The sequence below is a fragment of the Acidovorax sp. SUPP3334 genome (assembly GCF_030159055.1).
GTDB lineage: Bacteria > Pseudomonadota > Gammaproteobacteria > Burkholderiales > Burkholderiaceae_C > Paracidovorax.
This window is the reverse complement of sequence record NZ_BQXQ01000037.1, coordinates 1-24237: the sequence shown is the minus strand read 5'-3', so window position 1 is coordinate 24237 and position 24237 is coordinate 1. Positions and strand designations below refer to the sequence as shown.

Genomic DNA, 24237 nt, shown 5'->3' with positions numbered 1-24237 from the left:
TCAGATATCCATTTTGTGGAAGATGGCGCGCGGCAGGTTGCGGATCACGGCCATGATCAGCGCCCATTTCGCCGGGGCATAGACCACGGGCGTGCCACGGGCCATGCCGCGCACCATGGCCTGGGCCACTTGCTCCACGCTGGCCAGCTTGGCGCCGCGCGCCTTGAGGTGCGCCGTCATCGGTGTGTCGGTCGGCCCTGGCTTGACCAGCACCACCTTCACGCCCGTGCCCGCCAGGCGGTGCTGCAAGCCTTCGGCATAGCGCTCCACCAGGCCCTTGGCGGCACCATAGACGTAGTTGGATTTGCGCCCGCGGTCGCCGGCCACCGAGCCGATGATGCCGATCGTGCCGTGGCCGGCCGCCAGCATCGCGCCGGCGAAGGCTTCGGCGCACAGCACGGGCGACAGGCCGTTGACGGCCATGGCCTGCTCGGCACTGGCCAGATCGTTCTGGCACTGGGATTGATCGGGCAGGCTGCCGTGGGCGATGAGCACCACGTCCGGCACGCCCTGGGCCGCCAGATGCTGCACCAGCGCGGCGACGGACGCCGCCTGCGTGACATCGCCGGCCAGCACTTCGATGCGGGCCTGGGGCTGGCGCACCTGCAGATCGTCCGCCACGCCCTGCAGGCGGGCCGCGTCGCGGCCGATGAGCACCATGCGCCCTATGCCGCCGGCCTGCAGCCACTGGCGTGCGCAGTGCTGGGCGATCAGCGACGTGGCGCCGACGATCGCGATGGTCTGCGATCCGTTGTGGTGGTTGTTTTGCATGTTGGCGGTGAAATCGTTCGTTCGTTTTTGTGGTGACAAGGCGCGCACCGGTCAGTCGCCCAGGAGGCGCAGCGACATCGCCGAGCGGATGTGCGGGTCGCGGTACGGAAGGAACTGGGCGAGCTTCGGGTAGCCGGCCTCGAACAGCTCGCGCGGCATGCGCGCATCCTTGGCCGGGTACAGCCGCCCGCCGGCCTGGGCGACCACGGCATCGAGCCGGTCGAACAGGCGCAGCGTTCGATCGCCGAGGTTGGGAAAGTCGAGCGCCAGCGTGACACCCGGCTGCGCAAAGCTCAGCAGGCCCACCGCTTCGCGGTCGCCGAAGGTCTTGAGCACGCCCAGGAAGCTGCCCTGTCCCGACGCGGTGATCTCGCGCAGCAGCGCGCCCACGGCATCGGGGCCGTGCGTGCGGGGCACCACGCACTGGTACTGGTAGAAGCCCCGGCGGCCGTAGATGCGGTTCCATTCCTGCAGGTTGTCCAGCGGATAGGAAAAGGGTTCGTAGTGCTGCAGGGCACGGCCCGCGCGGCGCCGGTTCAGGTGGTAGTACGCCGCGTTGAAAGGGCGCAGGCTCAGCCGGTTGACCAGCGAGACGGGTGGCGCGAACGGCACGGTGCGCTGGCGGTCTTTCGGCGCGGCGCCGCTCTGGGATTCGGGCGGGGCGGCATTGGCCCGCAGGAAGATGCCGCGCGTGGCGCCCGCCCGCGCGCCCGAGAGGCAGTCGATCCACGAGACGGTGTGCTCCCAGCCGGCCTCGGAGGCATCGGCCAGGGCGAAGAATTCGTCGAGCGATCCGTAGGGCAGGGTTTCGGTGTCCAGCCACGGGCCGGGCACACGCCTGAGCCGCAGCGTGGCCTGGGCGATCACGCCGGTCAGGCCCATTCCCCCCACGGTGGCGGCGAACCAGTCCGCGTGCAGCTGCGGGCCGCAGCGGATCGACAGCCCGTCGGTGCGCAGCAGCCGCAGTTCCTGCACATGGTCGCCGAAGGAGCCGTGCACGTGGTGGTTCTTGCCGTGCACGTCGTTGGCGATGGCGCCGCCCACCGTGGCCAGCTGGGTGCCCGGGGTGACGGGCAGCATCCAGCCGCGCGGCACGAAGGTGCGCTGGATGTCGCGCAGCAGCATGCCCGCTTCGCAGGTGAGCTCGCCGGTGGCCTCGTCCCAGGCGATGAAGCGGTCCAGGCCGCGCAGCGACCACAGCGCGCCGCCCGGGTTCAGGCACACGTCGCCGTAGCTTCGGCCCATGCCGAACGCCAGCCCGTGCTGGCCCGCGGCGAGCGGCAGGTGGGCCAGCGGGCGTTCCGCCAGCACGCGCACGTCGTGCTCATCGGCGGTCAGCCGGCCCCAGGAGCGGACGGCTACCAAGGCAGCCCCAGCGCCGCGGCGACCATCGCCACGCTGAACAGCACGCCGGCGGCCAGGCTGGCGCGGTCCTTGAAGGCGAACACCAGCGGGTCGTCATGCATCTCGCCGCGCACCGCGCGCAGCCACATCCAGCTCACCCAGAACACCATCACCGGCACGGCGGCCCAGATCATCTCGGGCGCGCGGTACATGAGCAGAACCGATTCGCTGTTCAGGTACAGCGCCAGCACCACCACGGCCGTGTAGCCGGCGGCAATGCCCAGGTTCTGAACGATGGGCGCGTCCGACGTGAGGTAGCCGCGTCCGTGCGCCTGCGTCTTGCCTGCGGCCTGTTGCACCATCAGCTCGGCATAGCGCTTGACGAACGCCAGCGACAGGAAGAGAAAGCCCGAGAACGCCAGCAGCCAGAACGACAGCGGCTGCATGATGGCGTAGGCGCCCGCCACGATGCGCAGCGTGTAGAGCACCGCCAGCGCGATGCAGTCGACCAGCACCCAGCGCTTGAGCGCCAGCGAATAGGCCCAGGTGATGGCGAAATACCCCAGCAGCCAGCCGAAGAACCCCACGCCCACCTGCCACGCGAGCACGAAGCTCGCCGCCGTGAGCACCGGCACCAGGGCCACGCCCTGCCAGGCCGCCAGCGCGCCCGAGGCGAAAGGCCTCATCCGCTTGCGCGGGTGCCGGCGATCGCTTTCCAGGTCGAGCAGATCGTTGGCCACGTAGACCGACGACGCGCACAGGCTGAAGGCCAGGAAGGCCACCAGCAGGCTGCCCCAGGCCTCGCCGTCTGCCAGGCGATGGGCGGCCACCAGCGGCACGAACAGCAGCAGATTCTTGAGCCACTGGTGCAGCCGCAACGCCTTGCGCCAGGGTTTGAGGCCCGCCGGAGCACGATCGAAGCGTCCGGCGACGTTGCCGTGCGCTTCGGCCTGGCGGGTGACGCCGCCCGGGGCATTGACCACGATGGCCGAACGCGCGGCCTGCCACACCGGAACGTCCGCCTGGGAATTGCCGGCGTAGTCGAAGCCGCGCTCGCCGAAGGCTTGCACCAGCGCCGCCGCCTTGGCCGGCCCCGCGAGATTGGTGGCGCCGTCGCTGGCCATCACCTGATCGAAACAGCCCAGATGGGCCGCGATGGCCTGCGCCACCGTGCGGTCGGAGGCGGTGCACAGCACCGTGCGGCGGCCCGCCGCGTGCTGGGCGCGCAGCCACTGAACGAAGGGCTCGTTGTAGGGCAGGGTGGCCACGTCCATCCGCACCCGCCGGCCGATTTCGTGCTTGAGGGCTGCCTTGCCACGCGCCAGCCACAGGGGCATGGCGAACACGCGCCACGGCCCGTCCCGCAGCAGCTGCAGCGACGATTCGTGCAGCATGTCCGTCAGGATGAGGGTGCCGTCCAGGTCCACCACCAGCGGTGGTTCCGAAGACGGGCCCGGTGCGGGCAAGGGCGTATCGAGGGGCGAGCGCAAAAGAAGCCTTTGGCAGGAAGGTATGAAGGGAAACGGAAGGCGCGCTGACGGGGTTCTGCGCGTGTTCTGTGCGCGAGGGCAACGGAACATTGTAAAAGCCGGTATCCGTCCAGCCCGTTCCGGGTGCCCGGCGTTACACCCTGCGGTGGCCTTTGTGGCGAAGACGCCGCAGTCGGCCGTTCACTAAACTCCCTTGTGATCGTCTCTTCGTGATCGCACGCCCCGTTCGCATCGACGCCCTGTCCCTCATGCCCCGACTCCCCTGGCCCTTGCCCGCCCTTTTGGCCTGGGCCGCCGCATGGCTGGTCTATCTCGGGCTGCAAGGCCGGGTCGTGCCGGTGGCGGCACTGGTCGTGGCCTGCGCCGTCGGCACGGCCGCCAGCGTGCTGGGCCAGGGCTGGTGGCGCCGCGGGCTGATCGCAACGGGGTTTCCGCTGTCGCTGGCCCTGTCGGGCGCGGCCAGCGTGCCGGCCTGGGCCTGGCTGGTGCCGCTGGCGCTGCTGCTGCTGGTGTACCCGCTCAACGCCTGGCGCGATGCGCCCCTCTTTCCCACGCCGCACGATGCGCTGCGCGGCCTGTCCGCTGCGGTGGCGCTGCCAACGGGCGCACGGGTGCTCGATGCCGGGTGCGGCCTGGGCGACGGCCTGCTGGCCCTGCGCCGCGTTTACCCCGCGGCCCGGCTGGAGGGCGTGGAGTGGAGCGTGCCGCTGCGCCTGCTGTGCGCGCTGCGCTGCCCCTGGGCGACGGTGCGCCGTGGCGATCTCTGGCACGACGACTGGAGCGGGTATGCCATGGTGTACCTGTTCCAGCGCCCCGAAAGCATGGCCCGGGCTGCAGCCAAGGCACAGGCGGAGATGGCGGCCGGCACCTGGCTGGTCAGCCTGGCGTTCGAGGTTCCCGGCGCCACGCCGCATGCCCGGCTGCAGCCGGATGGCGGGCACGCTGTGTGGGTCTATCGCATGGGCGGCCAGCCGGTAGCCAGCCGCCCGGCCGCGGCGCTATGATCCGTCGCCTTCCCTGGCAGGTCTGGCGTTGCGGCCGCTGCCCCTTGTTCTGTGCCGCCTTGCCCATGAGGCGTCGCCTCCACCCTTTTCCCTGAGAGGAACCCTCCCATGTCCAAGAAGACCTTGCCACTGCTGGCCGCCGCCTGCGCCGCCGTCCTGCTGACGGGATGCGAAACCACCAACATGAAGATGGGCAGTGCCGAGTCCAAGACGGTCGCCACCGGCGCGGCCGCCGGCGGTGCCACGGCCAACGAAAGCAGCGACCTGCAAAAGTGCGCCGCGCCCCTGGGCACCGTCTCGCTGGTGGAAAACCAGCAGGCCGGCTGGTACACCATCCTGCGCAACGAATACCGCCTGCCGCCCACGGCCAACCTGCTGCGCCTGCTGATCCAGCAATCCAACTGCTTCATCGTCGTGGAGCGCAGCGCCTCCGGCATGACCGCCATGGACCGCGAGCGCGCGCTCATGCAGTCCGGCGAAATGCGCGGCGGCAGCAACTTCGGCAAGGGCCAGATGGTCGCCTCCGACTACGGCCTGTCGCCTGAGATCGTGTTCTCCAACAGCGATGCCGGCGGCATCGGCGGCGTGCTGGGTGGCCTGATCGGCGGCGGCGGCGGCCGTGCCATCGGCGCGCTGGGCGGCGGGCTCAAGACGCGCGAAGCCAGCGCCATGCTGACCCTGGTGGACAACCGCTCGGGCGTGCAGATCTCGGCCTCCGAAGGCAGCGCCTCCAAGAGCGATTTCGCCGGCTTCGGCGGCCTGTTCGGCGGCTCGGCCGGCGGCGCGGTGGGCGGCTACCAGAACACGGCGCAGGGCAAGGTGCTCACCGCTGCCTTCATGGACGCCTACAACCAGATGGTCGTGGCGCTGCGCAACTACAAGGCGCAAAGCGTGCAGGGCCAGGGCCTGGGCGGCGGTGGACGCCTGGGCGTGGACGGCGGCGCCGCGCCATCGCAGACGCGTGCCGGCGTGCCTGCCCCGGCCGGCGCCGGCGCGGCGCCTGCCATGTCGGTGCGCGAGGCGCAGGAGCGCCTGAACGCCCTGGGCTACAACGTGGGCACGCCCGACGGCGCCGCTGGCGCCCGCACGGCCACCGCACTGCGCAGCTTCCAAAAGAGCCAGGGCCTGCCGATCACGGGCCGCGTGGACGCTGCGACGTCCGAAGCGCTCTCGCGCTGAGCACGGCGCCACCGGGAGGGACGGCGAACCGTCTCGCCCGGCGCACCCGGTGCGCCACAGGCAGACACGGCCGCCGCTCGCCGTGTCCGCCGCCATCCGCGGGTGCTTGCCCGCTGGGCTGGCGACAGGGTTACCGATCGTCACATCTCTTCGGAATCCTTCAACAGGCTTGTGTTGGGTGCTATTAAATCAATAGCTGTCAGCGCATGTATCACTAGGGCGAGCAGCCCAAAACACCTGCAATCGATCTATACTGCGCCCCGTTGGTGCTCGCGCGGTCATTGCGACCGCGCAGTTAAACGGGAACCAGGGAGGGCGCGTCCGCCAAGGAATGCTCCCCAACCTGGGCTGCCCCCGCAACGGTAAGCGAAAGAAGGCCTCGCCTTCACCCGGTGGAACGTGCCCACTGGATGCCTCGGCATCTGGGAAGGGCCCATCGGTTTTCGCCAGCCCGGAGACCGGCCGACAGGGGGCCGCGCTGCCAAGGTTCATGCCTTGGCAGCGCGGACCATTTCACGGAACCTGCGGGGAGGCAGGGGTCCGGGCGAATGCATTCCTGTGGTCCCCATGCAAATCTTTTCTGCGCTGGCATGCCTGCCGGCCCGTTGGCCATGACGCCCGGCACTGTCTGGTTCGTCGGCGCCGGCCCGGGCGATCCCGAACTCATCACGGTCAAGGGCCGCGCGCTCATCGAGCGCGCCGGCGCCATCCTGTTCGCGGGCTCGCTCGTGAACGAAGCGGCCACGCGCTGGGCGCCGCCGGGCTGCACCATTGCCGACAGCAAGGACATGACGCTGCCGCAGATGGCCGCGTGGCTCATCCTGCAGGCGCAAAAGCACGACACCGTGATCCGCCTGCAAACGGGCGACCCTGCGCTGTACGGCGCGCTGATCGAGGTGGTGCAGCCGCTGGACGCCGCGGGCGTGCCGGTGCGCGTGGTGCCCGGCGTGTCCTCGGCCATGGCGTCGGCTGCGGCGGCGGTGGAGAGCTTCACGCTGCCCGAGGTCACGCAGAGCGTGATCTTCACGCGCGTGGAGGGCCGCACGCCCATGCCGCCCGGCGAGTCGCTGGCCGAGCTGGGGCGCCACCACTGCACGCTGTGCATCTTCCTGTCGATCACGCTGCTGCACAAGGTGCAGGCCGGCCTGCGCGAAGCCGGCTGGGCCGAGGACGCGCCCATGCTGGTCGTTCACAAGGCCAGCTGGCCGGGCGAGGAGCTCATCGTGCGCTGCACGCTGGCCGACATCCGCGAGCGCTGCCGCGAGGCCAAGGTGGTGAGCCAGGCCATGGTGATCGCCAGCCCCACGCTGGGCGCGCGCCAGTGGCCGCAACTGACCAAGTCCAAGCTGTACGACGCCAGCTTCACCCACCGCTTCCGCCAGGCCAGCGAGCCTGCCCGCGAACCCCAACCCCCGCTCGAACGCGCCCCATGAAAAACACCATTTTGCTGATCGGCCATGGCTCGCGCGAGCCCGAAGGCAACGACGAGATCCACACCTTCGTGGCGCAGTGGCGCGTGCGCCAGCCCGCGTGGCGCATCGAGGTGTGCTTCATCGAATTCGCGCCGCCGGGCCTGCACGACGGCCTGCTGCAGGCCGCGCAGGGCAGCGACCGGGTGCTGGTGCTGCCGCTCATCCTGAACGCGGCCGGCCACGTGAAGATGGAAATCCCGGAGGCCATCGAGCATGCGCGCGCGCACTGTCCGGGCGTGGAATTTCTCTACGGCCCGCACCTCACCGCCTGCGAGCCGATCCTGGCCATCCTGCAGCGCCAGCTGCGCCGCTGCATGAACGCACTGGACATGCCCGACCCGACCACCACCGGCGTCGTGCTGCTGGGCCGGGGCTCGTCCGACCGGCAGGCCAACGGCGACGTGGCCAAGATGGCGCGCTGGCTGCAGGAAGACGGCCACCATGAGCTGGTCGAGATCGCCTTCACCGGCATCACCTGGCCGCGGCTGGAGCGCGTGGTGCAGCGCCAGGTGCTGCTGGGCATGCGGCAGATCGTGGTGCTGCCCTACTACCTGTACACCGGCACGCTGATGCAGCGCATCGCCCGGCAGGTGGAGCATTTGCGCGCGCAGTACCCGCAGGTGCGCTTCGCCCAGTCGCAGCATTTCGGGCTGGAGCGCGAGATCTTCGAGTTGCTGGACACCCGCGTGAACGACCTGCTGGGCGGCGTGGCCGGCAGCCTGCTGCCATGCGACGGCTGCAAGTACCGCGAGATCGCCCACGAGCTGGGGCACGGCCACAGCCACGAACACACGCATGCCCACGCGCCGGCGGTGCAGCCCACCGTGCCCGCAACGGTGGCAGCGGTGGCGAGCGCCGAGGTGGTCGTGCACCGGCACCCACCCGCGAACCCGCAACCACCGTCCCCTGCGCACCCGCACGCACATCCGCATCCGCATCCGCACGCCCACGACGGGCACGAACACGGCCACCCGCACGGCCACCCGCACGAAGCCGCCGCATGAGCACCGTCAACACCGTCACCGAGCAGCTCACGCGCGCCGGCCAGGCCATCGAGCACGACAGCTTCGCCGTCATCGACGCCGAGGCCGGCCCGCATCCCTACACGGCGCAGCAGTGGCCCATCGTGCGCCGCATGATCCACGCCAACGCCGACTTCGAGTTCAACGGCCTGACCGACTTCCACCCCCAGGCGGTGGAGGCCGGCATCGCCGCCATGCTGCGCGGCGGCACGCCCGTGGTGGCCGATGTGGAGATGATCTGCTCGGGCCTGTCGCAGCCGCGCCTGGGCCACTTCGGCATGCGCACGCACCAGTTCATCAGCGACGCCGACGTGATCGCGCAGGCCCAGGCCGAAGACACCACGCGCGCCGTGCAGGCCATGCGCAAGGCGCACCGGCAGGGGCTGCTGGCCGGTGCCATCGTGGGCATCGGCAATGCGCCCACGGCGCTCATCGAGCTGGTGCGGCTGATCCGCGAAGAGGGCCTGCGCCCGGCGCTGGTGGTGGGCATGCCGGTGGGGTTCGTCTCCGCCGCCGAATCCAAGGACCTGATGGCGGGCGTGGCCGATGTGCCGTGGATCGTCATTCGCGGCCGCAAGGGCGGCTCCACGCTGGTGGTGGCCGCGCTGCACGCGCTGCTGGCACTGGCCGAAGCGCGCCAGAAGGCGGCCGCACCGCAGGCGCCATCGCCATGATGGAAAAGACCGTGCGCCGCGGCACGCGCACCGGCTTCACCACCGGGGCGTGCTCGGCGGCCGCCGCGCGCGCCGCCGTGCTGGGGCTGGTGCACGGCGCCGTGCCCGACGCGGTGGACTGCCTGCTGCCCAACGGCGACGTGGTGCGCTTTGCCGTGAACGACGGCCGCTGCGACGGCGCCAGCGCGCACGCCATGGTCATCAAGGACGCGGGCGACGACCCCGACTGCACCGACAAGGCCCACCTGACCGCCGATGTGCGCGTCCTGCCCGGCGATGCCGGCGCGGTGCGGCTGGCGGGCGGCTTCGGCGTGGGCACCGTCACCATGGCCGGGCTGGGCCTGGCGGTGGGCGGCCCGGCCATCAACCCGGTGCCGCGCAGCAACATCGAAGACAACGTGCGCGCCGTGGGCGGCCCGCTGCTGGTGCATGCCGGCCTCGAAGTGACCATCTCCGTGCCGCAGGGCCTGGAGATGGCCAAGAAGACGCTCAACGCGCGGCTGGGCATTCTGGGCGGCATCTCCATCCTGGGCACCACCGGCATCGTGAAGCCGTATTCCACCTCCGCCTACCGTGCCAGCGTGGTGCAGGGCGTGCAGGTGGCGGCCACGCTGGGCCACGGCGTGGTGGTGCTCACCACGGGCGGGCGCACCGAGCAGTTCGCCATGAAGGAGCGCCCCGGCCTGCCCGCCGCGTGCTTCGTGCAGATGGGCGACTTCCTTCGCTATGCGCTGGACGAGGCCGTGGCGCAGGGCCTGCGCGAGGTGGTCATCGGCGGCATGGTGGGCAAGCTCACGAAAATAGCGCAGGGCGAGACCATCACCCACGCCAACCGGGCCGAGGTCGACACGCAACTGCTGGCCGGCCTGGCCGCCCGCGTGGGCGCTCCGCCCGAGGTCTGCGCCGAGATCGCCGCTGCCGAAACCGCCCGCTTCGGCGCCGAGCGCATGCAGGCCATCGGCCTGGGGCCGGCCTTTCACACGGCGCTGGCGCAGGCCGTGGTGCGCACCCTGACCGCCCCCGACCGCTACGGCGACCGCTTTCACCTCACCGTGCTCGTCTGCGATTTCGACGGCACCAAGATCACCGAGGCCGTCTGCGGCCCGGCCACCATCGCATGATCCCGCCCGACCGACTTTCCGACCCCCAGCCCTGCCGCGTGATCGGCGTGCTCGACGATGGCGCGGCCAGCCTGGGCGCCACCGCGCTCGCGCTGCTGCGCCGCGCCGACCTCGTGATCGGCGGGGCCCGCACGCTGGCGCTGTTCGAGGACGACATCGCCCCCGGCGCCACGCGGCGCGACCTGACGGGCCAGCTCTCGGCCGTGCCCGGCTGGATCGCCGCCGCGCGCGAGGCGCAGCAGACCAGCGTGGTGCTGGCCACCGGCGATCCGCTGTGCCACGGCATCGCCAGCTACCTCGCCTCGCGCCTGTGCATCGAGGCCATCGAGGTCATTCCCAACGTCTCCACGCTGCAGCTGGCCTGCGCCCGGCTGGGGCTGGCCTGGCAGGACGCGCGCATCGTCTCCGTCCACGCCAGGGACGCGGGCGAGTGGCAGCAGGGCGCGGCGCCCTCGCACGGGCTCTATGCGCTGGCGCAGGCCCTGCGCGCGCACGACCGCTTGGCCGTGCTCACCAGCCCCGACAACACGCCCGACCGCATCGCGCGGCTGCTGCTGGCCGAAGGGCAGGGCGGCGACTTCCAGATGGCCGTGGCCGAGCGCCTGTGCACCGCCGACGAACGCGTGTGGACCGAGCTCGCGCCCGAAGACGCCGCGCACCAGACCTTCGCCGACCCCAACGTGGTGCTGCTGGTGCGCACGCGCCCGCGGCCCGTGCCGGTGCGCTTCGGCCTGGCCGATGCCGCCTACCACCAGCGCCAGCCCGACAAGGGCCTCATCACCAAGCAGGAGGTGCGCGCCGTGTCGCTGGCGCGCCTGCAGCTGCGCGCCGACAGCCGTGTGTGGGACCTCGGCGCGGGCAGCGGCTCGGTGGGGCTGGAGGCCGCGCGCCTGTGCCCGCAGGGCCATGTGTGGGCCATCGAAAAGAACGAGGCCGACGCGGCCATCGCGCGCCAGAACGTGCAGGCGTTCGGCGTTTCCAATCACACGCTGGTGCAGGGCAAGGCGCCCGAAGGGCTGGCGGAATGGGACGACCCCGACGCCGTGTTCATCGGCGGCTCGGGCGGCGAGCTGGCCGAGCTGATCGCCCTGTGCCTGGCGCGCCTGCGCCCGGGCGGCTGGCTGGTGATGAACTTCGTCACGCTGGAGAACCTGGCCGCCGCCACGCAGGCGCTGCAGGCTGCGGGCGCCGCGTGGGACGTGCTGCAGCTGCAGGCCGCGCGCAGCAAGCCCATCCTGCACATGCACCGCATGGCGGCCGAGAACCCGGTGTGGATCGTCTGCGCGCAGGCGGCCCCGCCGCAGACTGCATCGGCTGCATCGGCTGCATCGGCTGCATCGGCAGCATCGGCCGGGGAGGGCGCGGCATGACCGGCGGCACCGCACCCGCCCACCCCACGCTCGGCCGCCTGATCGGCGTGTCGCTCGGCCCGGGCGACCCCGGCCTCATCACGCGCGCCGCGTGGGCGCAACTGCAGCGCCCCGACGCCGTGTGGACCTATCCCGCGCGCAGCACCAAGACGCCCAGCTACGCGTTCGACATCGTGCAGCGAGCGGGCCTGGTGCCGCCCGCCGCGCACCAGACGCTGCTCTTTCCCATGACGCACGACGGCGACAAGCTGGCCCGCGCGTGGATGCGCGCGGCCGACACCGTGCTGCCCTGGCTGCGGTCCGGGCAGGACGTGCTGTTTCTGGTGGAGGGCGACGCCAGCACCTACGCCACCTTCGGCCACCTGGCGCGGACCGTGCGTGCGCTGGATGCGCGCATCGACACGCCGGTGATCGCTGGCGTGAACGCCTTCGCCGCCGCCTGCGCCGCGCGCGGCATGCCCCTGGCCGAGCAGGACGACACCATCGCCATCGTGCCCGCCGCCTACGGCGTGAGCGCTGTGGACCGCCTGCTGACCGATTTCGACACGCTGGTGCTGATGAAGGTCAAGCCACTCATGGACGACCTGATCGACTGGCTGGCCCGGCGCGAGCTGCTGCCGCACACCCAGTTCATCGAGCGCGTGGGCGCACCCGACGAGCGCAGCGTGAACGGCGTGGACCTGCCCGCACTGCGCGGCACCAGGGTCAGCTACCTCTCGCTCATGGTGGTGAAGAACCCGCACCGCATCCGGGGCGAGCGCATCAAGGGCTGCCTCAAGAAAACCTCGCCCGCCGCGCCGCCCCTCGGCGCAGCGGACTTCCCATCGGCCGCAATGGAGCCCAACGAATGACCCCAACCACCGCCCCCGTGGTGCTTTCCGCCCCGGCCATCGCGCCCGAATCGGTGCGCGTGTGCCTCGTCGCCATCACGCGCCACGGCGCCGCGCAGGCCGCGCAACTGGCGCGCGACGTGCCGCAGGCCCATGTGTGCACCGCCGCCAAATTCGCCAGCGCGTTCGAGGGCCTGCCCAACACCGTGCGGGCCTACGAAGGCGCGCTGCGCGACGAGATCGCGCCGCTCTTCGCGGGCTACGACCAACTGGTGTTCTTCGTGTCGCTGGGCGCCGTCGTGCGCCTGATCGCGCCCGTGCTGAAGTCGAAAGACGAGGACCCCGGCGTGACGGTGGTGGACGACGCCGGCCAGTTCGTCATCCCCGTGCTGTCGGGCCATGTGGGCGGCGCCAACGAATGGAGCGAGCGCATCGCCGCGCTGATCGGCGCCACACCCGTGCTCACCACCGCGTCGGACGTGGGCAAGACCATTCCCGTGGACATCCTCGGGCGCCACCTGGGCTGGCGCGTGGAGGCGCCCAAGATCAACATCACGCGCGTGTCGGCCCACGTCGTCAACGGCGAGCCCATCGCCGTCGTGCAGGAGGCCGGCCGCCGCGACTGGTGGAACCGGCCCACGCCGCTGCCCGCCAACATCGCCTGCTTCGACCGCCTGGCCGATGTCGATCTGGCGCACTACCGCGCGGTGCTGTGGGTCACCCATGCCGACGTGCCACCCGCGCAGTGGGAAGCCTTGCACGAGCGCCTGGTGGTCTATCGCCCGCCGGTGGACGGCGCCCCGGCATGAGCGCTGCGCATTCCGCCGCCGACCTGCGCCCGGATGAGTACCCGGCTGCGCGCTCAGGGGAGCCTCTGGATGTGCGCCTGGCCGTGGGCCTGGGCTGCGACCGGGGCACGCCCGAGGCCACGGTCGAGGCCTGCCTGCGCGCGGCCCTGGCCCAGGCCGGCGCCGACATCGCGCAGGTGGCAGTCGCGGCCAGCATCGAGGCCAAGGCCGACGAAGCGGCCTTCCTCTCGCTGGCGGCGCGCCACGGCTGGCCGCTGCGCTGGTACAGCGCTGCGCAACTGGCCGCCGTGCCGGTGCCCAACCCGTCGGACACCGTGCTGCGCTACATGGGCACGCCCTCGGTCAGCGAAGCCGCGGCGCTGCTGGCGGCCGGTGCCGCGCACGATGCGCGGGCGCTGCTGGTCGAAAAGCACCGGCTGCGCGGTGACGACGGACGCAACGCCACGGTGTCGATCGCACGCATCGCCGCGGGCACCGGCTGACCGCCCCTGTCCACCTTCTTTCTCATTCCCGTTTTTCTCTTCCTACCCCGTCCGAAAGGTTCACACCATGCACATCGAAATCGGCATCCTCTCGCAAGACAAGATCGCCTATGCCTCGGCCGCCGCGTCGGCGCTGCTGGGCGCGCACGCCATGGGCCTGCTCAAAAGCCCCACCGCCTGGCTGCGCACCGCGCTGGCCGCGTTCTTCTTCAGCCTGCTCATGCAGGCCTGGCACCTGCCCGTGGGCCCATCGGAGCTGCACCTGGTGGGCGCCATGCCCATCTACCTGCTGTTCGGCTTCGTGCCCACGCTGTTCGGGTTCGGCCTGGGGCTGCTGGTGCAGGCGCTGGTCTTCGAGCCGCAAGACCTGGCGCACCTGGCCATCAACTTCCTGAGCCTGGCCGTGCCGCTGGTGGTCACGCACCACGCGCTGGGCCGGCGCATGCAGCGCCTGAGCGTGGCCAACGTGCTCAAGCTCGACGCCGTGTACTACGCGGGCGTGACGCTGATGGTGGGCTTTTGGCTGTCGATCAGCAGCGATGCCGCCCCGGTGGCCGACTGGGCGCTGTTCGCGGCCTCCTACGCCAGCCTGGTGGCCGTCGAGCCGCTGCTCACCATCGCGCTGCTGCTGGGCGCGCGCCGCCTGCGCGGCAGCCGCTGGCTGGCCGCCTGCATCGACGAGCGCACGCTGCAGCGCGTCACCGCCCCCGGCGCTGGCGCCGCACGCACCACCGCCGCCTGAGGAGCCCGCGCACATGTCCGCAGGAAAAATCATGCTCGTGGGCATCGGCCCCGGCAGCACCGACCACATGACGGCCCGCGCGCGCGCGGCCATCGCCGAGGCCGACACCATCATCGGCTACGTCACCTACATCAAGCTCGTGGCCGATCTCATCGAGGGCAAGGAGATCATCCGCAAGTCGATGACCGAAGAGCTGGACCGCGCCATCGAGTCGCTGGCCCGCGCCCGCGAGGGCAAGAAGGTCGCGCTCATCTCCTCGGGCGATGCCGGCGTGTACGGCATGGCCGGCCCCACGTTCGAGGTGCTGTTCCAGGCCGGCTGGACGCCGCCCGCCTTCGACGAGCACGGCGTGGTCGAGCCCGGCGGCATCGAGGTGGAGATCGTGCCCGGCGCCTCGGCCATCAACACCTGCGCGGCCCGCGTGGGCGCGCCGCTCACGCACGACTTCTGCGCCATCTCGCTGTCGGACCTGCTCACGCCCTGGCCCACCATCGCGCGCCGGCTCGACGCAGCGGCGCTGGCCGACTTCGTCGTCGCGCTCTACAACCCCAAGAGCGGCCGCCGCACGCGCCAGATCGAGGAAGCCCAGCGCCTCTTCCTGCGCCACCGCAGCCCCGACACGCCGGTCGCCATCGTCAAGAGCGCCTACCGCCGCCGCGAGCGCATCGAGTTCGCCACGCTGGCCACCATGTGCGATGCCGACATCGGCATGCTCAGCACCGTGCTCATCGGCAACAGCAACACCATCGTGCGGCACGGCCTGATGGTCACGCCGCGCGGCTACGCCAACAAGTACGACGTGGAAGGCGGCGGCACCACCCTGGCCGGCGAGCGCCCGGGCCGCTCGCTCTCCACCGGCCTCAACGGCTGGCTGGAGAATCTGCAGCTCGACCACGCGGCCGGCGAAAGCATCGAGGCCCTGGCCCGGCGCCACCGCCTGCCGGCCGATTACATTCAGGACACCCTGGCCCAGCCCCTGGCCACCGAGGCCGTCGCCACCACCGAGGAAGAGGCATGAGCCAGCAAGACCCCACCACCGGCACCGCCGCTGACACCGCCACCGCAGCGCCCGAAGGGGTGCGCGTGGCCATCAAGCCAAAAATCGGCGCCTACCGCCGCCACATCCTCATCTGCACCGGCCCGCGCTGCGCGGAAGACGGCCAGGCCCAGGCCCTGTTCGACAGCCTGGGCGACAAGTTCAAGGCCGCCGGGCTGAACGACGGCGAGCTGCGCGTCAAACGCAGCCGCGTGAGCTGCTTTGCCGCCTGCAAGGGTGGCCCGGTGATGTGCGTGCAGCCGGACGGCACCTGGTACTACGACGTCACCCCCGCCAACATGGACCGCATCATCGAAAGCCACCTGGTGGGCGGCAAGCCGGTGGACGACCTGGTGTTCCACCAGGGGCCTTCCGGCGGCCAAACCAGCTGGCACACCAGTTAACACTTGGCAACCCTTGGCTTGGCCAGGGCGGAGGCGTCACATACAAACGACGAAGTGAGTTCAGCGACTACGCACCGCTGACCATCTACTAAGAGTTCGCGTCGTGATCGTTCAACAACGTAGGAATTGATGGTTGTGTTGCCCTCACCGCCCAGTCTAGTGGGGCTCCGATGCGCTCAGCTGACTGCAGCACAAAAGTTTTCCGAGGAGCTCGATTGCGTAGCTTAACTTCGCGCACCTTGACGCTCGCGCGAACATGCTGATGCAATGGATTAATTCCTTCGTTAAGCAGCTTTTGCATTGCTTCACGCAACATCGAACCGACGATCACGTTTCTATCAGCATGTAGGAGCACTTCGAAGCGAAGGGAGTATTCGGCCCATCCGATGATTTCGCCCTCAAATGTTTCAAGACGATCTTCGATCACAAGGGCGTCGGCACGTTGGCGAGCCCGCTGTACCGCTTGCGTTGTTAACTCGAAATCCCGCTCACCCTCCACGACACGCAAGCTTGCCCCTTCATCGTCTAGGAGTTTGAAAAACTCTCTTAATGCGCCGAGCTGCCGACTGTCAACCCCGGCGGAGGCTTCATCAAACAGAGCATCGTCCAGACTGGCCATTCGACAGAGGGTATCAGCGACCTCATCCACTACCTGTTTCAGCGTCGAGTCACTTTCTTCTGGCTGATTCCCTTGCAGAACAAATCCAAAAGATCCTCGAACTACATCAGTGACAAGAAGCTGCGTTTCCTCACTCATTGGCACTCGCCCGCGTGACGCCAAAGGCCCCATTTCTGCTGCCGCGTAACGCTGGCTGATCAACTTCTGAAACTGGCCCACTGCCTGCGTTCCGAAGGCAGCCTTAATGCCATGCGATCCAATCACCGGCCTTCCACCAAAAAACAAGGCAATCCCGGTCGGAGCACTTTCGGCTTGTACAGCAAGCTCGGTCAACTGCCGCTCAAGTCGCGCCACTCGCTGGCTATATTGGCTTTCTGCGAAAGGGTCGTCATGCGCTCCTGCTTCGACGAGTAGCTGCCGAGCTTGCGCAAGGTCGGCCTGAAGGAATTGCCTTTCAAGCTGCGCCAGCATTGTTCTCTCCTTCAAAATTCAGTCCCGCTAGCATTTGATTCCCTTCGAGATCATTCGAGTCCAAAGGCAACTGCAAGATGCCTTTCCACAATGCATCACCTCGACGATGAGAATAGAGGCCATACCAGTACCGAGTCTGCGTCACAAGCCATTCTGGTGAGGTGGATAGGTTGACGAGTGCAGTGTCACATCGGAAAACTGCTTTGCACTGATCTTGATCGAAGAGTTCTGGGCGGGACCGCATCATGTCCCTGATCTGTGCATTACTCATACCTGCGGGGGGATGAGCAAAAGTCACGATGTCCATATCCCTAGGTTCGCGCCCCTCACGAGATTCGACATCTTCAACGAAGCTACCGTCGAGCCACTGAAATCCTTGGACAAACCCTAGGACGCGCAGTTCGGCGCGGTAGCGCATGAACCCATCAACGATTGTGCAGCGTACCGCATTGGTGGCAAAGCGCTGCACGAACTCTGCAGTAGTCACCACATAGGGCGAACTGTGCGCGCTGGTCAAACGCTCTCCCTCGAAAGGAGGCAAAACGTGAGAATGATTGAAAGCTGGTATCACGATGCAGCAGGTTATCTGTGCTTAAGAATTGGCAAGCGCAGGATTTTGCAGCCAATCATTTTCCCCGATTCGGTACGTCCCATGAGTGACCTGAAATGGTGGGCGGCTGAACCGCCGCCTACCGCTGCATCGGCGAGCGCATCACCCACCGCACCACGGCGCCGCACACGTACAGCCCCAGCGCCGAGGGCAGCGTGAACATCGACCCCCACGCGCCGACCATGAGCACCGTGTACGCGGCATCCGACAGCCCCGGCGCGCCGGCGCATTGCATGCCGCTGCCCTCGTTGCCTTCGCAGCCCAGCAGGCGCAGCAACGGCCAGCCCACCAGCAGCACCAGCAAAGGCACCAGGCCCAGCAGGGTGCAGAGCAGGCCGAACCAGCAGCGCACGATGAAGCGGCGCGCGGTGGCGGCGGCGCTCATGCGCGCAGGGCTCCGTTCAGCGCATCGGCCCCGCACCGGGCAACGTACCCGGCACCGCAGGTGCGTTGCTGCCGCATCACTTCTTCGCGCCCATCACCAGCAGCAGGCCGCCCACGGCGATGGCGCCCAGGCCCACCCACAGCGGGATGTTGACGGTCTCTTTTTCCTTGGCCGAGATTTCCAGCGGGCCGACCTTCACGACGGTGGTGTCCTTCGTGTAGCTGAAACCGCCATAGGCGAGGCCCAGGGCGCCGGCCACGATCAAAACGATGGCAATCAGTCGGGTGGAGTTCATGGTGTCGTGCTTTCCGCATGCGGCGCCGCGCGCCTGCTTTCAAGCAGGACAGGCACGGCGCCAAGGTCAAAAAAAGCGAGCAAGTCGCGGCAGGCAGCATAAGCGCTGCAGGCCAGCCCAAGCGCGTCCGATGAAGGGGCCGGCAAGCGCGCGACAAGGCGCCAGGCCGTAGGCGCTGCTCCATGGTCGTGAATTGCTATGAAAATGATAGCTGTTAGCGCTTTTCCAACAAGCGCTGGAGCACTGAACGACCCCCATGCTACCGCTGAGTCAAGGCGGTCAAGGCGGCGCCGCCTTCCCGGCCGAAGGCGGGCCGGCACCCATCGCCTCAGCGAATCCGCAGGTGCTTCGCCAAGTGCTTCAACAAGCCGTCCACCTTGGGCAGCAGTTGCTTGCCGAGCGGCCACACCAGGTGCAGCGGCAGGCCGTCGATGTCCTGCACGGCCAGGATCGGCACCAGCGCGCCGGCGCGCAGCGCATCGCCCGCCAGCCACGTCGCCATCTGCGCCACGCCCAGTCCGGCGATGACGGCGTCGAGCTGGGCCTCGGCGTTGCCGACGACGACGCGGCCGTCCACCGCGCGGCGCTCGGTCAGGCCGCCCGGGGTGGCGATGAGCCACGGGCTGCTGGTGCCGTCCGCGCGGCCGTAGGTGATGGCGTCGTGCTGCGGCAGATCGGCCAGCGTGCGGGGCGTGCCCCGTCGCTCCAGATAGCCGGGCGCGGCGCACAGCACCAGCCGCTCGTGGCCCAGAAAGCGGTGCCCCAGGTTCGCGGGCCACAGGTCGGGGCCGCCGATGCGCACGGCCACGTCGATGCCGTCGTCCACCACATCGACGAAGCGGTCGGTGAACGAGATGTGCGGCTGCACGGCCGGGTGCGCGACCGCGAAGTCCATCAGCCAGCCCATCACCTGCCGGCGGCCGAAGGTGGCGGGCAGGTCGATGCGCAGGCGGCCCGAGGGTTCGGTGGCGTCCTCGGCCAGCACCCGCTCGGCCGATTCGATGTCGTCCAGCACGCGCACGCAGACGCGGTGGAACGCGGCGCCGGCATCGGTCAGCTGCAGCTTGCGCGTGGTGCGCTCGAACAGGCGCGTGGCCAGCCGCGCTTCCAGTCGGGCGATGCTCTTGCCCACGGCCGACGCCGTGAGGTTCAGGCGGTCCGCCGCCCCGGTGAAGCTGCCGGCCGCCACCGTGGTGACGAACACGTCGATGCCCTTGAGGCGTTCGGAGCTGTGCATGGAGGGGGTGTCCGGGAGATGGCGGGGCTGGCGAACTGGCGGAAGGGAGAGGGAGAGGGGGAGGGGATGGGGATGCCGGGTCGGCACGGTGGGTGGCCTGCGCCGCTGCCGATTAGAGAATGAAATTCTATTCAATCAGGAAAAAACATCACACAGCGGAACCGCAGTCTTCAATAACCTACTGCGTCGATCCGTGCTGGTCTTTGTCCGGCCGCTGCTTTCCCTCCTGTCTCCGCTCTTTGCCTTCCGCTCCATGTCCGCTCGTCCTCCCCACACGTCCCCGGCCGCCCCCGCCAAGGGCTTCCAGGCCGAAGCCGCGCCCGGCGCCGGCACACACCCCGCCCGTGGCGGCCAGGCCTCCATCACCGTGCTGGCCGTCGCCGCCTTCGTCATCGTCACCACCGAATTCCTCATGGTCGGCCTGCTGCCCGCGCTGGCGCGCGACCTGGGCGTGTCGGTGTCGGCGGCGGGCCAGCTGGTCACGCTGTTCGCCGTGGTGGTCATGCTGTGCGGGCCGGTGTTGACCGCGCTGCTGGCGCACATCGAGCGCAAGCGCCTGTTCCTGGGCGTGCTGGTGCTGTTCGCGGCCTCCAACGCGCTGGCGGCGATGGCGCCCAACCTGTGGACGCTCGCCATCGCGCGGGTCATTCCCGCGCTGGCGCTGCCGGTGTTCTGGGGCACGGCCAGCGACACCGCCGCGCAACTGGCCGGGCCGCAGCGCGCCGGGCGGGCCGTCTCGCGGGTCTATCTGGGCATCTCGGGCGCCATGCTGTTCGGCATTCCGCTGGGCACGCTGGCGGGCGACGCCATCGGCTGGCGCGGCGCGTTCTGGCTGCTGGCCGCGCTGTCGCTGCTGGTGGCGGTGCTGCTGCAGATCGCCATGCCCACCATGGCCAGGACCGCCACCCGCGTGCCCTTCGCCGAGCAGGCGCGCATTCTGCGCAACCCGGCGTTCGCCGGCAACGCGCTGCTGTCGGTGGCCGTGTTCACCGCCATGTTCACGGGCTACACCTACCTGGCCGAGGTGCTGGAGCAGGTGGCCGGCATCGCGCCCGGGCACGTCGGCTGGTGGCTGATGGGCTTCGGCGCGGTGGGCCTGGCGGGCAACTGGCTGGGCGGCCTGTGGGTGGACCGCCGGCCGCTGGCCGCCACCGCCGCGTTCAGCGCGCTGCTGGCCGTGGGCATGGTGGCGTCCGTCGTGCTGGCGCCCTGGACGGCCGGGCTTGCCGCCGCGCTGGCGGTCTGGGGCGTGGCCAACACGGCGCTCTACCCCGTCTGCCAGATCCGCGTGATGAAGTCGGCACCGCAGGCCCAGGCGCTGGCCGGCACGATCAACGTATCGGCCGCCAACGCAGGCATCGCGCTGGGCGCCGTGCTGGGCGGCGCGGCCATTCCGCTGTGGGGCGTGGGCAGCGTGGCCTTCGCGGGGGCTGCGGTCGCCTTGCTGGCGGTGGTGGCGGTGCCGTGGGTGGCGCGGCTGGGGCGGCTGGGGCGGCGCACCGGCGGCTGAGGCGCGGCCCCGGCACCTTGCGGGGCAGCGGGGCAGCGGGGCAGCGGGGCCGCGTCCGTCCGTCAGCGTGGCCGGAACATCTTGAACCGCTGCTCCGGCCCGACCGTGAAGTAATCCGCCGGCCCGCCCGCGCGCAGGATGTGCCCGGCGTTCGCCGTGTCGTACACGCCGTCTTTCAGCAGCGCACGGTCGATGTGCACGGCCACCACTTCCCCCAGCACCAGCCAGGTCGGCACGGTGGCGCCATCGGCGCCCTGCAACTGCACGATCTGCGTGCACCGGCATTCGAAGGTGACGGGGCTCTCCGCCACGCGCGGCGGCGTCACCTTCTGCGAGGCCAGCGGTGTCAGGCCTGCCAGCGTGAACTCGTCCACGTCGGCCGGCACGGCGGCGCAGCTCTGGTTCATGGCCTCGGCCAGGGGGCGCGTGGCCAGGTTCCACACGAATTCGCCGGTCGCCTGCACGTTGGCCAAAGTGTCTTTCGCCCCGATGCTGGCGAAGCCCACGATGGGCGGCACGTAGTTGAAGGCGTTGAAGAAGCTGTAGGGCGCCAGGTTGCGCACGCCGGCCGCGCTTTGCGTGCTGATCCAGCCGATGGGGCGCGGCCCCACGATGGCGTTGAAGGGATCGTGCGGCAGGCCGTGGCCCCGGCGCGGTTCGTAGCTGTGGATGTCGGAGGGCTGGGTCATGGTCATGTCGCGCGACGATACACCGCCTCGCCGGCCCCCAGGTCACCGCCTGCGCCCGAAAGCGGGAGCGCGCAGGACGTCAATGCCGCTCTTTCGGCTCCGTTCCCGGGCCCTGCTGCGGGTGCTGTTGCTGCCCCAGGAACCGCCCCGGCGTCTGCCCCACCGCGCGCCGCACCATGGCACTGAAGGCGCTCGCGCTGTAGCCGAGTTCGGCGGCGATCTGCCCCACCGGCACGCGCGTGGCCGCCAGCGCCACGGCCTTGGACAGGATGACCTGCTGGCGCCACTGCGTGAAGGTGCTGCGCAGTTCCGTGTGGAAAAGGCGGGCCACGGTGCGCGGGCTGGCGCCCGTGTCGCGGGCCCAGTCCTCCAGCGTGGCGTGGCGGGTGGGGTCGGCCAGCACGGCCTCGCACAGGTGCAGCAGGCGCTTGTCGCGCGGCAGGTCCACGCCCAGGCGCAGGGCGGCGGCGCGGCGCACCTCGTCGCAGATCAGTGCGCTCAGGTGACGCTCGCGCCGCAGCGACTCGGCCGTGGGCGGCACTTCGGCGCCGTCGGGCTCGCACGGCATCTCGCGCACCAGGGCGCGCAGCAGTTCCGACACCTCCAGCACCCGGCACTGGCGCCAGGCGGGGTCGTCCGCCTCGCGCTGCACGCCCCCAGCCCTGCCCGGCCCGCACCGTCCGCGCGGCTGGTGCAGGTACAGCGTGCGCAGGTCGGCGTCCTGCACCAGGGTCACCGCGTGCTCCACGCCCGGAGGAATCCACAGCGCACGCGATGGGGGAACGATGTAGGTGCCCTGCGCCACGGTGAGGTGGATCACGCCCGTGGTCGAGATCGCCAGTTGCGCCCAGGGGTGGCTGTGCGGCAGCACCTGCGTGTCGGCCGGCAGCCAGCGGGTCTTGGCGCGCACCGGTCGCTGCGCGCTCGGCACGAAGAGGTCGGGCGTGAGCGAGCTGACATACGAGACGGCGCGCCGGGCGCGCGAAGCAGGCGATGCAGGCGCGACAGGCGCGGCCGTTGCGCTCGCGGATGCAGCGGAGTGGGCCGCGCGGGCGGTGCGCGGCAGTGCGGAAGATCGGGTGCTTGGCATGTTCGCGATAGAAGTTGGCAGTCTATCGTCAACCTGCCGCCGCGCGCCTGCCTAAGATCGCTGCCATGACTTCCACCGCACATCCCCCCGCCGCAGCGCCCGCAGGCACGCTGCGCCAGGACGCCCGCACCATCGGCCTCATCGGCCTGGCGCACGGTTCCTCGCACTTCTTTCACATGCTGCTGCCGCCGCTGTTTCCGTTCCTGATCGCGGAGTTCGGCTTCAACTACTCGCAGCTCGGGCTGCTGGTGTCGGTGTTCTTCATCATCTCGGGGGTGGGCCAGGCGCTGTCGGGCTTCCTGGTGGACCGGGTGGGTGCCCGGCCGATCCTGTTCTTCGCGCTCTCCAGCTTCGCGGTGGCGGGGCTCGTGGCCGGCACTTCCCACGGCTATGCGGGGCTGGTGCTGGCGGCGGCGCTGGCGGGGCTGGGCAATGCGCCCTTCCACCCGGTGGACTTCACCATCCTGAACAAGCGGGTGTCGCCGCAGCGCCTGGGACACGGCTTTTCGGTGCATGGCATTTCGGGCAACCTGGGCTGGGCCACGGCACCGGTGTTCATGGCCGGCATCGCCACGGCCACCGGGTCGTGGCGCATCGCCTGCCTGTGCGGTGCCGCGCTGGCGGCGGTGGTGCTGGCCGTCATGGTGTGGCAGCGCGACGCGCTCGACGACCGCCAGGGCGCCTGGGCCCCGGCGCCCAAGCCCGGGGCCGCCGGCGCCGCCGCCGTGGCCGAGCACCCCATGGCGTTCCTGAAGCTGCCTTCGGTGTGGCTGTGCTTCTCGTTCTTTTTCTGGACCACCTGCGCGTTGAGCGCGATCCAGAGCTTCGCCAGCCCCGCGCTGCAGCAGATGTACGGCCTGCCGCTGGCCGTGACGTCGATGGTGGTCACGGGCTACATGCTGTGTGGCGCCGCGGGCATGGTGGTGGGCGGCTTTCTCGCCGGCCGCGTGGCGCGGCTGGAGGGCATCATCACCGTGTGCCTGCTGGCCACGGGCGTGCTCCTGCTGCTGGTGGGCACGGGCTGGCTGCCCGGCATGGGCGCGGTGGCGTTCGCCGCGATCGCCGGCCTGGGCACCGGCCTGGCCGGCCCCTCGCGCGACATGCTGATCAAGCGCGCCGCGCCGCCCGGAGCGACGGGGCGGGTGTACGGCACGGTGTATTCGGGCCTGGACCTGGGCTTTTGCGTGGCGGCGCCGATCTTCGGGGCGCTGCTGGACCGGGGCGCGGCCCATGGCATCTTCTACGGGTCTGCGGCAGCGCTGGTGCTGGGCGTGGCCTCGGCCGGCGTGGTCGGCGCGGGCGTGGCGGCACGGGCCCGCGCATCGCGGCCCATGGCGGCCTGACGCCGGCATGACGCCGGTCTGACGCGGGCAGGCACCGGCGGCCGCGCTGGCGGGCGGTCCGGTTCGGCCTTGCCAGGTCTGCCGGCCTTCGCGAGCGCTTCAAGCCTTTTTGGGGATTGCTAAATTGGTATTTCAATGTTGCTATCCCACAGCCGTTGGCTCAGGATGCAGCCGGTCTGTGGCCGTAGTTCAGTTGCGAATTTACGCCCCCAGATGAACAGCAGCGAGTGCAAGAGCG

At 70.0% G+C, this 24237-nt stretch carries 25 protein-coding genes and 1 riboswitch; of the genes, 15 read left to right on the top strand and 10 right to left on the bottom strand.

Going from position 1 to position 24237, the window contains the following annotated elements; all coding sequences use genetic code 11:
* The 3 genes from AVHM3334_RS18700 to AVHM3334_RS18690 are packed head-to-tail and all read right to left on the bottom strand — an operon-like array spanning position 1 to position 3605.
* On the bottom strand, positions 1 to 771 hold the full coding sequence (locus tag AVHM3334_RS18700) for an SDR family NAD(P)-dependent oxidoreductase (RefSeq protein ID WP_284414816.1): 771 nt from the start codon (positions 769 to 771) through the stop codon (positions 1 to 3).
* Positions 772 to 822: 51 nt separating this feature from the next.
* On the bottom strand, positions 823 to 2136 hold the full coding sequence (locus tag AVHM3334_RS18695; RefSeq protein ID WP_284414814.1) for an FAD-binding oxidoreductase: 1314 nt from the start codon (positions 2134 to 2136) through the stop codon (positions 823 to 825).
* Positions 2130 to 3605: a UbiA family prenyltransferase gene (locus tag AVHM3334_RS18690; protein ID WP_284414813.1), complete on the bottom strand. Its 1476-nt coding sequence runs from the start codon at positions 3603 to 3605 to the stop codon at positions 2130 to 2132. Before AVHM3334_RS18690 ends, AVHM3334_RS18695 begins: the two co-directional genes overlap by 7 nt.
* Before the next feature lie 248 nt (positions 3606 to 3853).
* On the opposite strand from AVHM3334_RS18690, the gene AVHM3334_RS18685 reads away from it, so the two are divergent.
* From AVHM3334_RS18685 to AVHM3334_RS18625, 13 genes are all read left to right on the top strand, one after another.
* On the top strand, positions 3854 to 4609 hold the full coding sequence (locus AVHM3334_RS18685) for a class I SAM-dependent methyltransferase (RefSeq protein WP_284414854.1): 756 nt from the start codon (positions 3854 to 3856) through the stop codon (positions 4607 to 4609).
* A 108-nt stretch (positions 4610 to 4717) separates the two neighbouring features.
* Positions 4718 to 5788: a peptidoglycan-binding domain-containing protein gene (locus AVHM3334_RS18680; RefSeq protein WP_284414811.1), complete on the top strand. Its 1071-nt coding sequence runs from the start codon at positions 4718 to 4720 to the stop codon at positions 5786 to 5788.
* Between the two features lie 247 nt (positions 5789 to 6035).
* A riboswitch (cobalamin riboswitch) is annotated at positions 6036 to 6269 on the top strand.
* A 109-nt stretch (positions 6270 to 6378) separates the two neighbouring features.
* The gene (cobM, locus tag AVHM3334_RS18675; RefSeq protein ID WP_502869941.1) at positions 6379 to 7221 is read left to right on the top strand and encodes a precorrin-4 C(11)-methyltransferase; all 843 of its coding nucleotides are present in this window, start codon (positions 6379 to 6381) and stop codon (positions 7219 to 7221) included.
* Positions 7218 to 8264, top strand: coding sequence for a sirohydrochlorin chelatase (locus tag AVHM3334_RS18670; protein ID WP_284414809.1), 1047 nt, complete (start codon positions 7218 to 7220; stop codon positions 8262 to 8264). Before cobM ends, AVHM3334_RS18670 begins: the two co-directional genes overlap by 4 nt.
* The gene (locus AVHM3334_RS18665) at positions 8261 to 8956 is read left to right on the top strand and encodes a precorrin-8X methylmutase (protein ID WP_284414807.1); all 696 of its coding nucleotides are present in this window, start codon (positions 8261 to 8263) and stop codon (positions 8954 to 8956) included. Before AVHM3334_RS18670 ends, AVHM3334_RS18665 begins: the two co-directional genes overlap by 4 nt.
* The gene (locus tag AVHM3334_RS18660; RefSeq protein ID WP_284414805.1) at positions 8953 to 10077 is read left to right on the top strand and encodes a cobalt-precorrin-5B (C(1))-methyltransferase; all 1125 of its coding nucleotides are present in this window, start codon (positions 8953 to 8955) and stop codon (positions 10075 to 10077) included. Before AVHM3334_RS18665 ends, AVHM3334_RS18660 begins: the two co-directional genes overlap by 4 nt.
* On the top strand, positions 10074 to 11447 hold the full coding sequence (gene cbiE / locus AVHM3334_RS18655) for a precorrin-6y C5,15-methyltransferase (decarboxylating) subunit CbiE (protein ID WP_284414803.1): 1374 nt from the start codon (positions 10074 to 10076) through the stop codon (positions 11445 to 11447). Before AVHM3334_RS18660 ends, cbiE begins: the two co-directional genes overlap by 4 nt.
* On the top strand, positions 11444 to 12298 hold the full coding sequence (gene cobI / locus AVHM3334_RS18650) for a precorrin-2 C(20)-methyltransferase (protein ID WP_284414801.1): 855 nt from the start codon (positions 11444 to 11446) through the stop codon (positions 12296 to 12298). The genes cbiE and cobI overlap by 4 nt, the downstream gene beginning before the upstream one ends.
* Positions 12295 to 13086, top strand: a complete 792-nt coding sequence (locus AVHM3334_RS18645) for a cobalamin biosynthesis central domain-containing protein (RefSeq protein ID WP_284414800.1) — start codon at positions 12295 to 12297, stop codon at positions 13084 to 13086. Before cobI ends, AVHM3334_RS18645 begins: the two co-directional genes overlap by 4 nt.
* Positions 13083 to 13568 (top strand): cobalamin biosynthesis protein, encoded by a 486-nt coding sequence (locus tag AVHM3334_RS18640; protein ID WP_284414799.1) that lies wholly within the window; start codon positions 13083 to 13085, stop codon positions 13566 to 13568. Before AVHM3334_RS18645 ends, AVHM3334_RS18640 begins: the two co-directional genes overlap by 4 nt.
* Positions 13569 to 13635: 67 nt before the next feature.
* Positions 13636 to 14310 (top strand): energy-coupling factor ABC transporter permease, encoded by a 675-nt coding sequence (locus AVHM3334_RS18635; RefSeq protein WP_284414797.1) that lies wholly within the window; start codon positions 13636 to 13638, stop codon positions 14308 to 14310.
* A 13-nt stretch (positions 14311 to 14323) separates the two neighbouring features.
* Positions 14324 to 15328 carry a precorrin-3B C(17)-methyltransferase gene (gene cobJ, locus AVHM3334_RS18630; RefSeq protein WP_284414795.1) on the top strand — a complete coding sequence of 335 codons (1005 nt, stop codon included), beginning with the start codon at positions 14324 to 14326 and terminating at the stop codon, positions 15326 to 15328.
* Complete coding sequence (locus AVHM3334_RS18625; protein ID WP_502869940.1) at positions 15325 to 15750, top strand: (2Fe-2S) ferredoxin domain-containing protein; 426 nt, start codon at positions 15325 to 15327, stop codon at positions 15748 to 15750. Before cobJ ends, AVHM3334_RS18625 begins: the two co-directional genes overlap by 4 nt.
* Before the next feature lie 88 nt (positions 15751 to 15838).
* On the opposite strand, the gene AVHM3334_RS18620 is transcribed toward AVHM3334_RS18625, so the two are convergent.
* The 5 genes from AVHM3334_RS18620 to AVHM3334_RS18600 all read right to left on the bottom strand — a co-directional run bounded on the left by AVHM3334_RS18620 (position 15839) and on the right by AVHM3334_RS18600 (position 19367).
* Complete coding sequence (locus AVHM3334_RS18620) at positions 15839 to 16840, bottom strand: hypothetical protein (protein ID WP_284414793.1); 1002 nt, start codon at positions 16838 to 16840, stop codon at positions 15839 to 15841.
* Complete coding sequence (locus AVHM3334_RS18615) at positions 16824 to 17411, bottom strand: DUF6932 family protein (protein ID WP_502869939.1); 588 nt, start codon at positions 17409 to 17411, stop codon at positions 16824 to 16826. The genes AVHM3334_RS18620 and AVHM3334_RS18615 overlap by 17 nt, the downstream gene beginning before the upstream one ends.
* Positions 17412 to 17529: 118 nt before the next feature.
* Positions 17530 to 17835 (bottom strand): hypothetical protein, encoded by a 306-nt coding sequence (locus AVHM3334_RS18610; protein WP_284414790.1) that lies wholly within the window; start codon positions 17833 to 17835, stop codon positions 17530 to 17532.
* Between the two features lie 76 nt (positions 17836 to 17911).
* Positions 17912 to 18130 carry a hypothetical protein gene (locus AVHM3334_RS18605; RefSeq protein WP_284414788.1) on the bottom strand — a complete coding sequence of 73 codons (219 nt, stop codon included), beginning with the start codon at positions 18128 to 18130 and terminating at the stop codon, positions 17912 to 17914.
* 328 nt (positions 18131 to 18458) lie between these two features.
* Positions 18459 to 19367: a LysR family transcriptional regulator gene (locus tag AVHM3334_RS18600; protein ID WP_284414786.1), complete on the bottom strand. Its 909-nt coding sequence runs from the start codon at positions 19365 to 19367 to the stop codon at positions 18459 to 18461.
* Between the two features lie 253 nt (positions 19368 to 19620).
* On the opposite strand from AVHM3334_RS18600, the gene AVHM3334_RS18595 reads away from it, so the two are divergent.
* Positions 19621 to 20877 carry an MFS transporter gene (locus AVHM3334_RS18595; protein WP_284414784.1) on the top strand — a complete coding sequence of 419 codons (1257 nt, stop codon included), beginning with the start codon at positions 19621 to 19623 and terminating at the stop codon, positions 20875 to 20877.
* 62 nt (positions 20878 to 20939) lie between these two features.
* On the opposite strand, the gene AVHM3334_RS18590 is transcribed toward AVHM3334_RS18595, so the two are convergent.
* Entirely contained in the window at positions 20940 to 21572 is a 633-nt protein-coding gene (locus tag AVHM3334_RS18590; protein ID WP_284414782.1) for a flavin reductase family protein, read from the bottom strand.
* A 73-nt stretch (positions 21573 to 21645) separates the two neighbouring features.
* Entirely contained in the window at positions 21646 to 22656 is a 1011-nt protein-coding gene (locus AVHM3334_RS18585) for an AraC family transcriptional regulator (protein ID WP_284414780.1), read from the bottom strand.
* Positions 22657 to 22721: 65 nt separating this feature from the next.
* Here AVHM3334_RS18585 and AVHM3334_RS18580 point away from each other — a divergent pair, with 65 nt between their 5' ends.
* Positions 22722 to 23999: an MFS transporter gene (locus AVHM3334_RS18580; RefSeq protein WP_284414778.1), complete on the top strand. Its 1278-nt coding sequence runs from the start codon at positions 22722 to 22724 to the stop codon at positions 23997 to 23999.
* Positions 24000 to 24237: the final 238 nt, after the last annotated feature.

Bases quoted from the DNA above. Each gene is read 5' to 3' on its own strand.
- AVHM3334_RS18620 (WP_284414793.1), bottom strand. From the start codon at position 16,840: ATGCTGGCGCAGCTTGAAAGGCAATTCCTTCAGGCCGACCTTGCGCAA.
- AVHM3334_RS18685 (WP_284414854.1), top strand. From the start codon at position 3,854: ATGCCCCGACTCCCCTGGCCCTTGCCCGCCCTTTTGGCCTGGGCCGCC.
- AVHM3334_RS18645 (WP_284414800.1), top strand. From the start codon at position 12,295: ATGACCCCAACCACCGCCCCCGTGGTGCTTTCCGCCCCGGCCATCGCG.
- cobI (WP_284414801.1), top strand. From the start codon at position 11,444: ATGACCGGCGGCACCGCACCCGCCCACCCCACGCTCGGCCGCCTGATC.
- AVHM3334_RS18635 (WP_284414797.1), top strand. From the start codon at position 13,636: ATGCACATCGAAATCGGCATCCTCTCGCAAGACAAGATCGCCTATGCC.
- AVHM3334_RS18680 (WP_284414811.1), top strand. From the start codon at position 4,718: ATGTCCAAGAAGACCTTGCCACTGCTGGCCGCCGCCTGCGCCGCCGTC.
- AVHM3334_RS18590 (WP_284414782.1), bottom strand. From the start codon at position 21,572: ATGACCATGACCCAGCCCTCCGACATCCACAGCTACGAACCGCGCCGG.
- AVHM3334_RS18585 (WP_284414780.1), bottom strand. From the start codon at position 22,656: ATGCCAAGCACCCGATCTTCCGCACTGCCGCGCACCGCCCGCGCGGCC.
- AVHM3334_RS18610 (WP_284414790.1), bottom strand. From the start codon at position 17,835: ATGAGCGCCGCCGCCACCGCGCGCCGCTTCATCGTGCGCTGCTGGTTC.
- AVHM3334_RS18670 (WP_284414809.1), top strand. From the start codon at position 7,218: ATGAAAAACACCATTTTGCTGATCGGCCATGGCTCGCGCGAGCCCGAA.
- AVHM3334_RS18625 (WP_502869940.1), top strand. From the start codon at position 15,325: ATGAGCCAGCAAGACCCCACCACCGGCACCGCCGCTGACACCGCCACC.
- AVHM3334_RS18665 (WP_284414807.1), top strand. From the start codon at position 8,261: ATGAGCACCGTCAACACCGTCACCGAGCAGCTCACGCGCGCCGGCCAG.
- cobM (WP_502869941.1), top strand. From the start codon at position 6,379: ATGCCTGCCGGCCCGTTGGCCATGACGCCCGGCACTGTCTGGTTCGTC.
- cobJ (WP_284414795.1), top strand. From the start codon at position 14,324: ATGTCCGCAGGAAAAATCATGCTCGTGGGCATCGGCCCCGGCAGCACC.
- AVHM3334_RS18605 (WP_284414788.1), bottom strand. From the start codon at position 18,130: ATGAACTCCACCCGACTGATTGCCATCGTTTTGATCGTGGCCGGCGCC.
- AVHM3334_RS18600 (WP_284414786.1), bottom strand. From the start codon at position 19,367: ATGCACAGCTCCGAACGCCTCAAGGGCATCGACGTGTTCGTCACCACG.
- AVHM3334_RS18660 (WP_284414805.1), top strand. From the start codon at position 8,953: ATGATGGAAAAGACCGTGCGCCGCGGCACGCGCACCGGCTTCACCACC.
- cbiE (WP_284414803.1), top strand. From the start codon at position 10,074: ATGATCCCGCCCGACCGACTTTCCGACCCCCAGCCCTGCCGCGTGATC.
- AVHM3334_RS18580 (WP_284414778.1), top strand. From the start codon at position 22,722: ATGACTTCCACCGCACATCCCCCCGCCGCAGCGCCCGCAGGCACGCTG.
- AVHM3334_RS18595 (WP_284414784.1), top strand. From the start codon at position 19,621: ATGTCCGCTCGTCCTCCCCACACGTCCCCGGCCGCCCCCGCCAAGGGC.
- AVHM3334_RS18700 (WP_284414816.1), bottom strand. From the start codon at position 771: ATGCAAAACAACCACCACAACGGATCGCAGACCATCGCGATCGTCGGC.
- AVHM3334_RS18640 (WP_284414799.1), top strand. From the start codon at position 13,083: ATGAGCGCTGCGCATTCCGCCGCCGACCTGCGCCCGGATGAGTACCCG.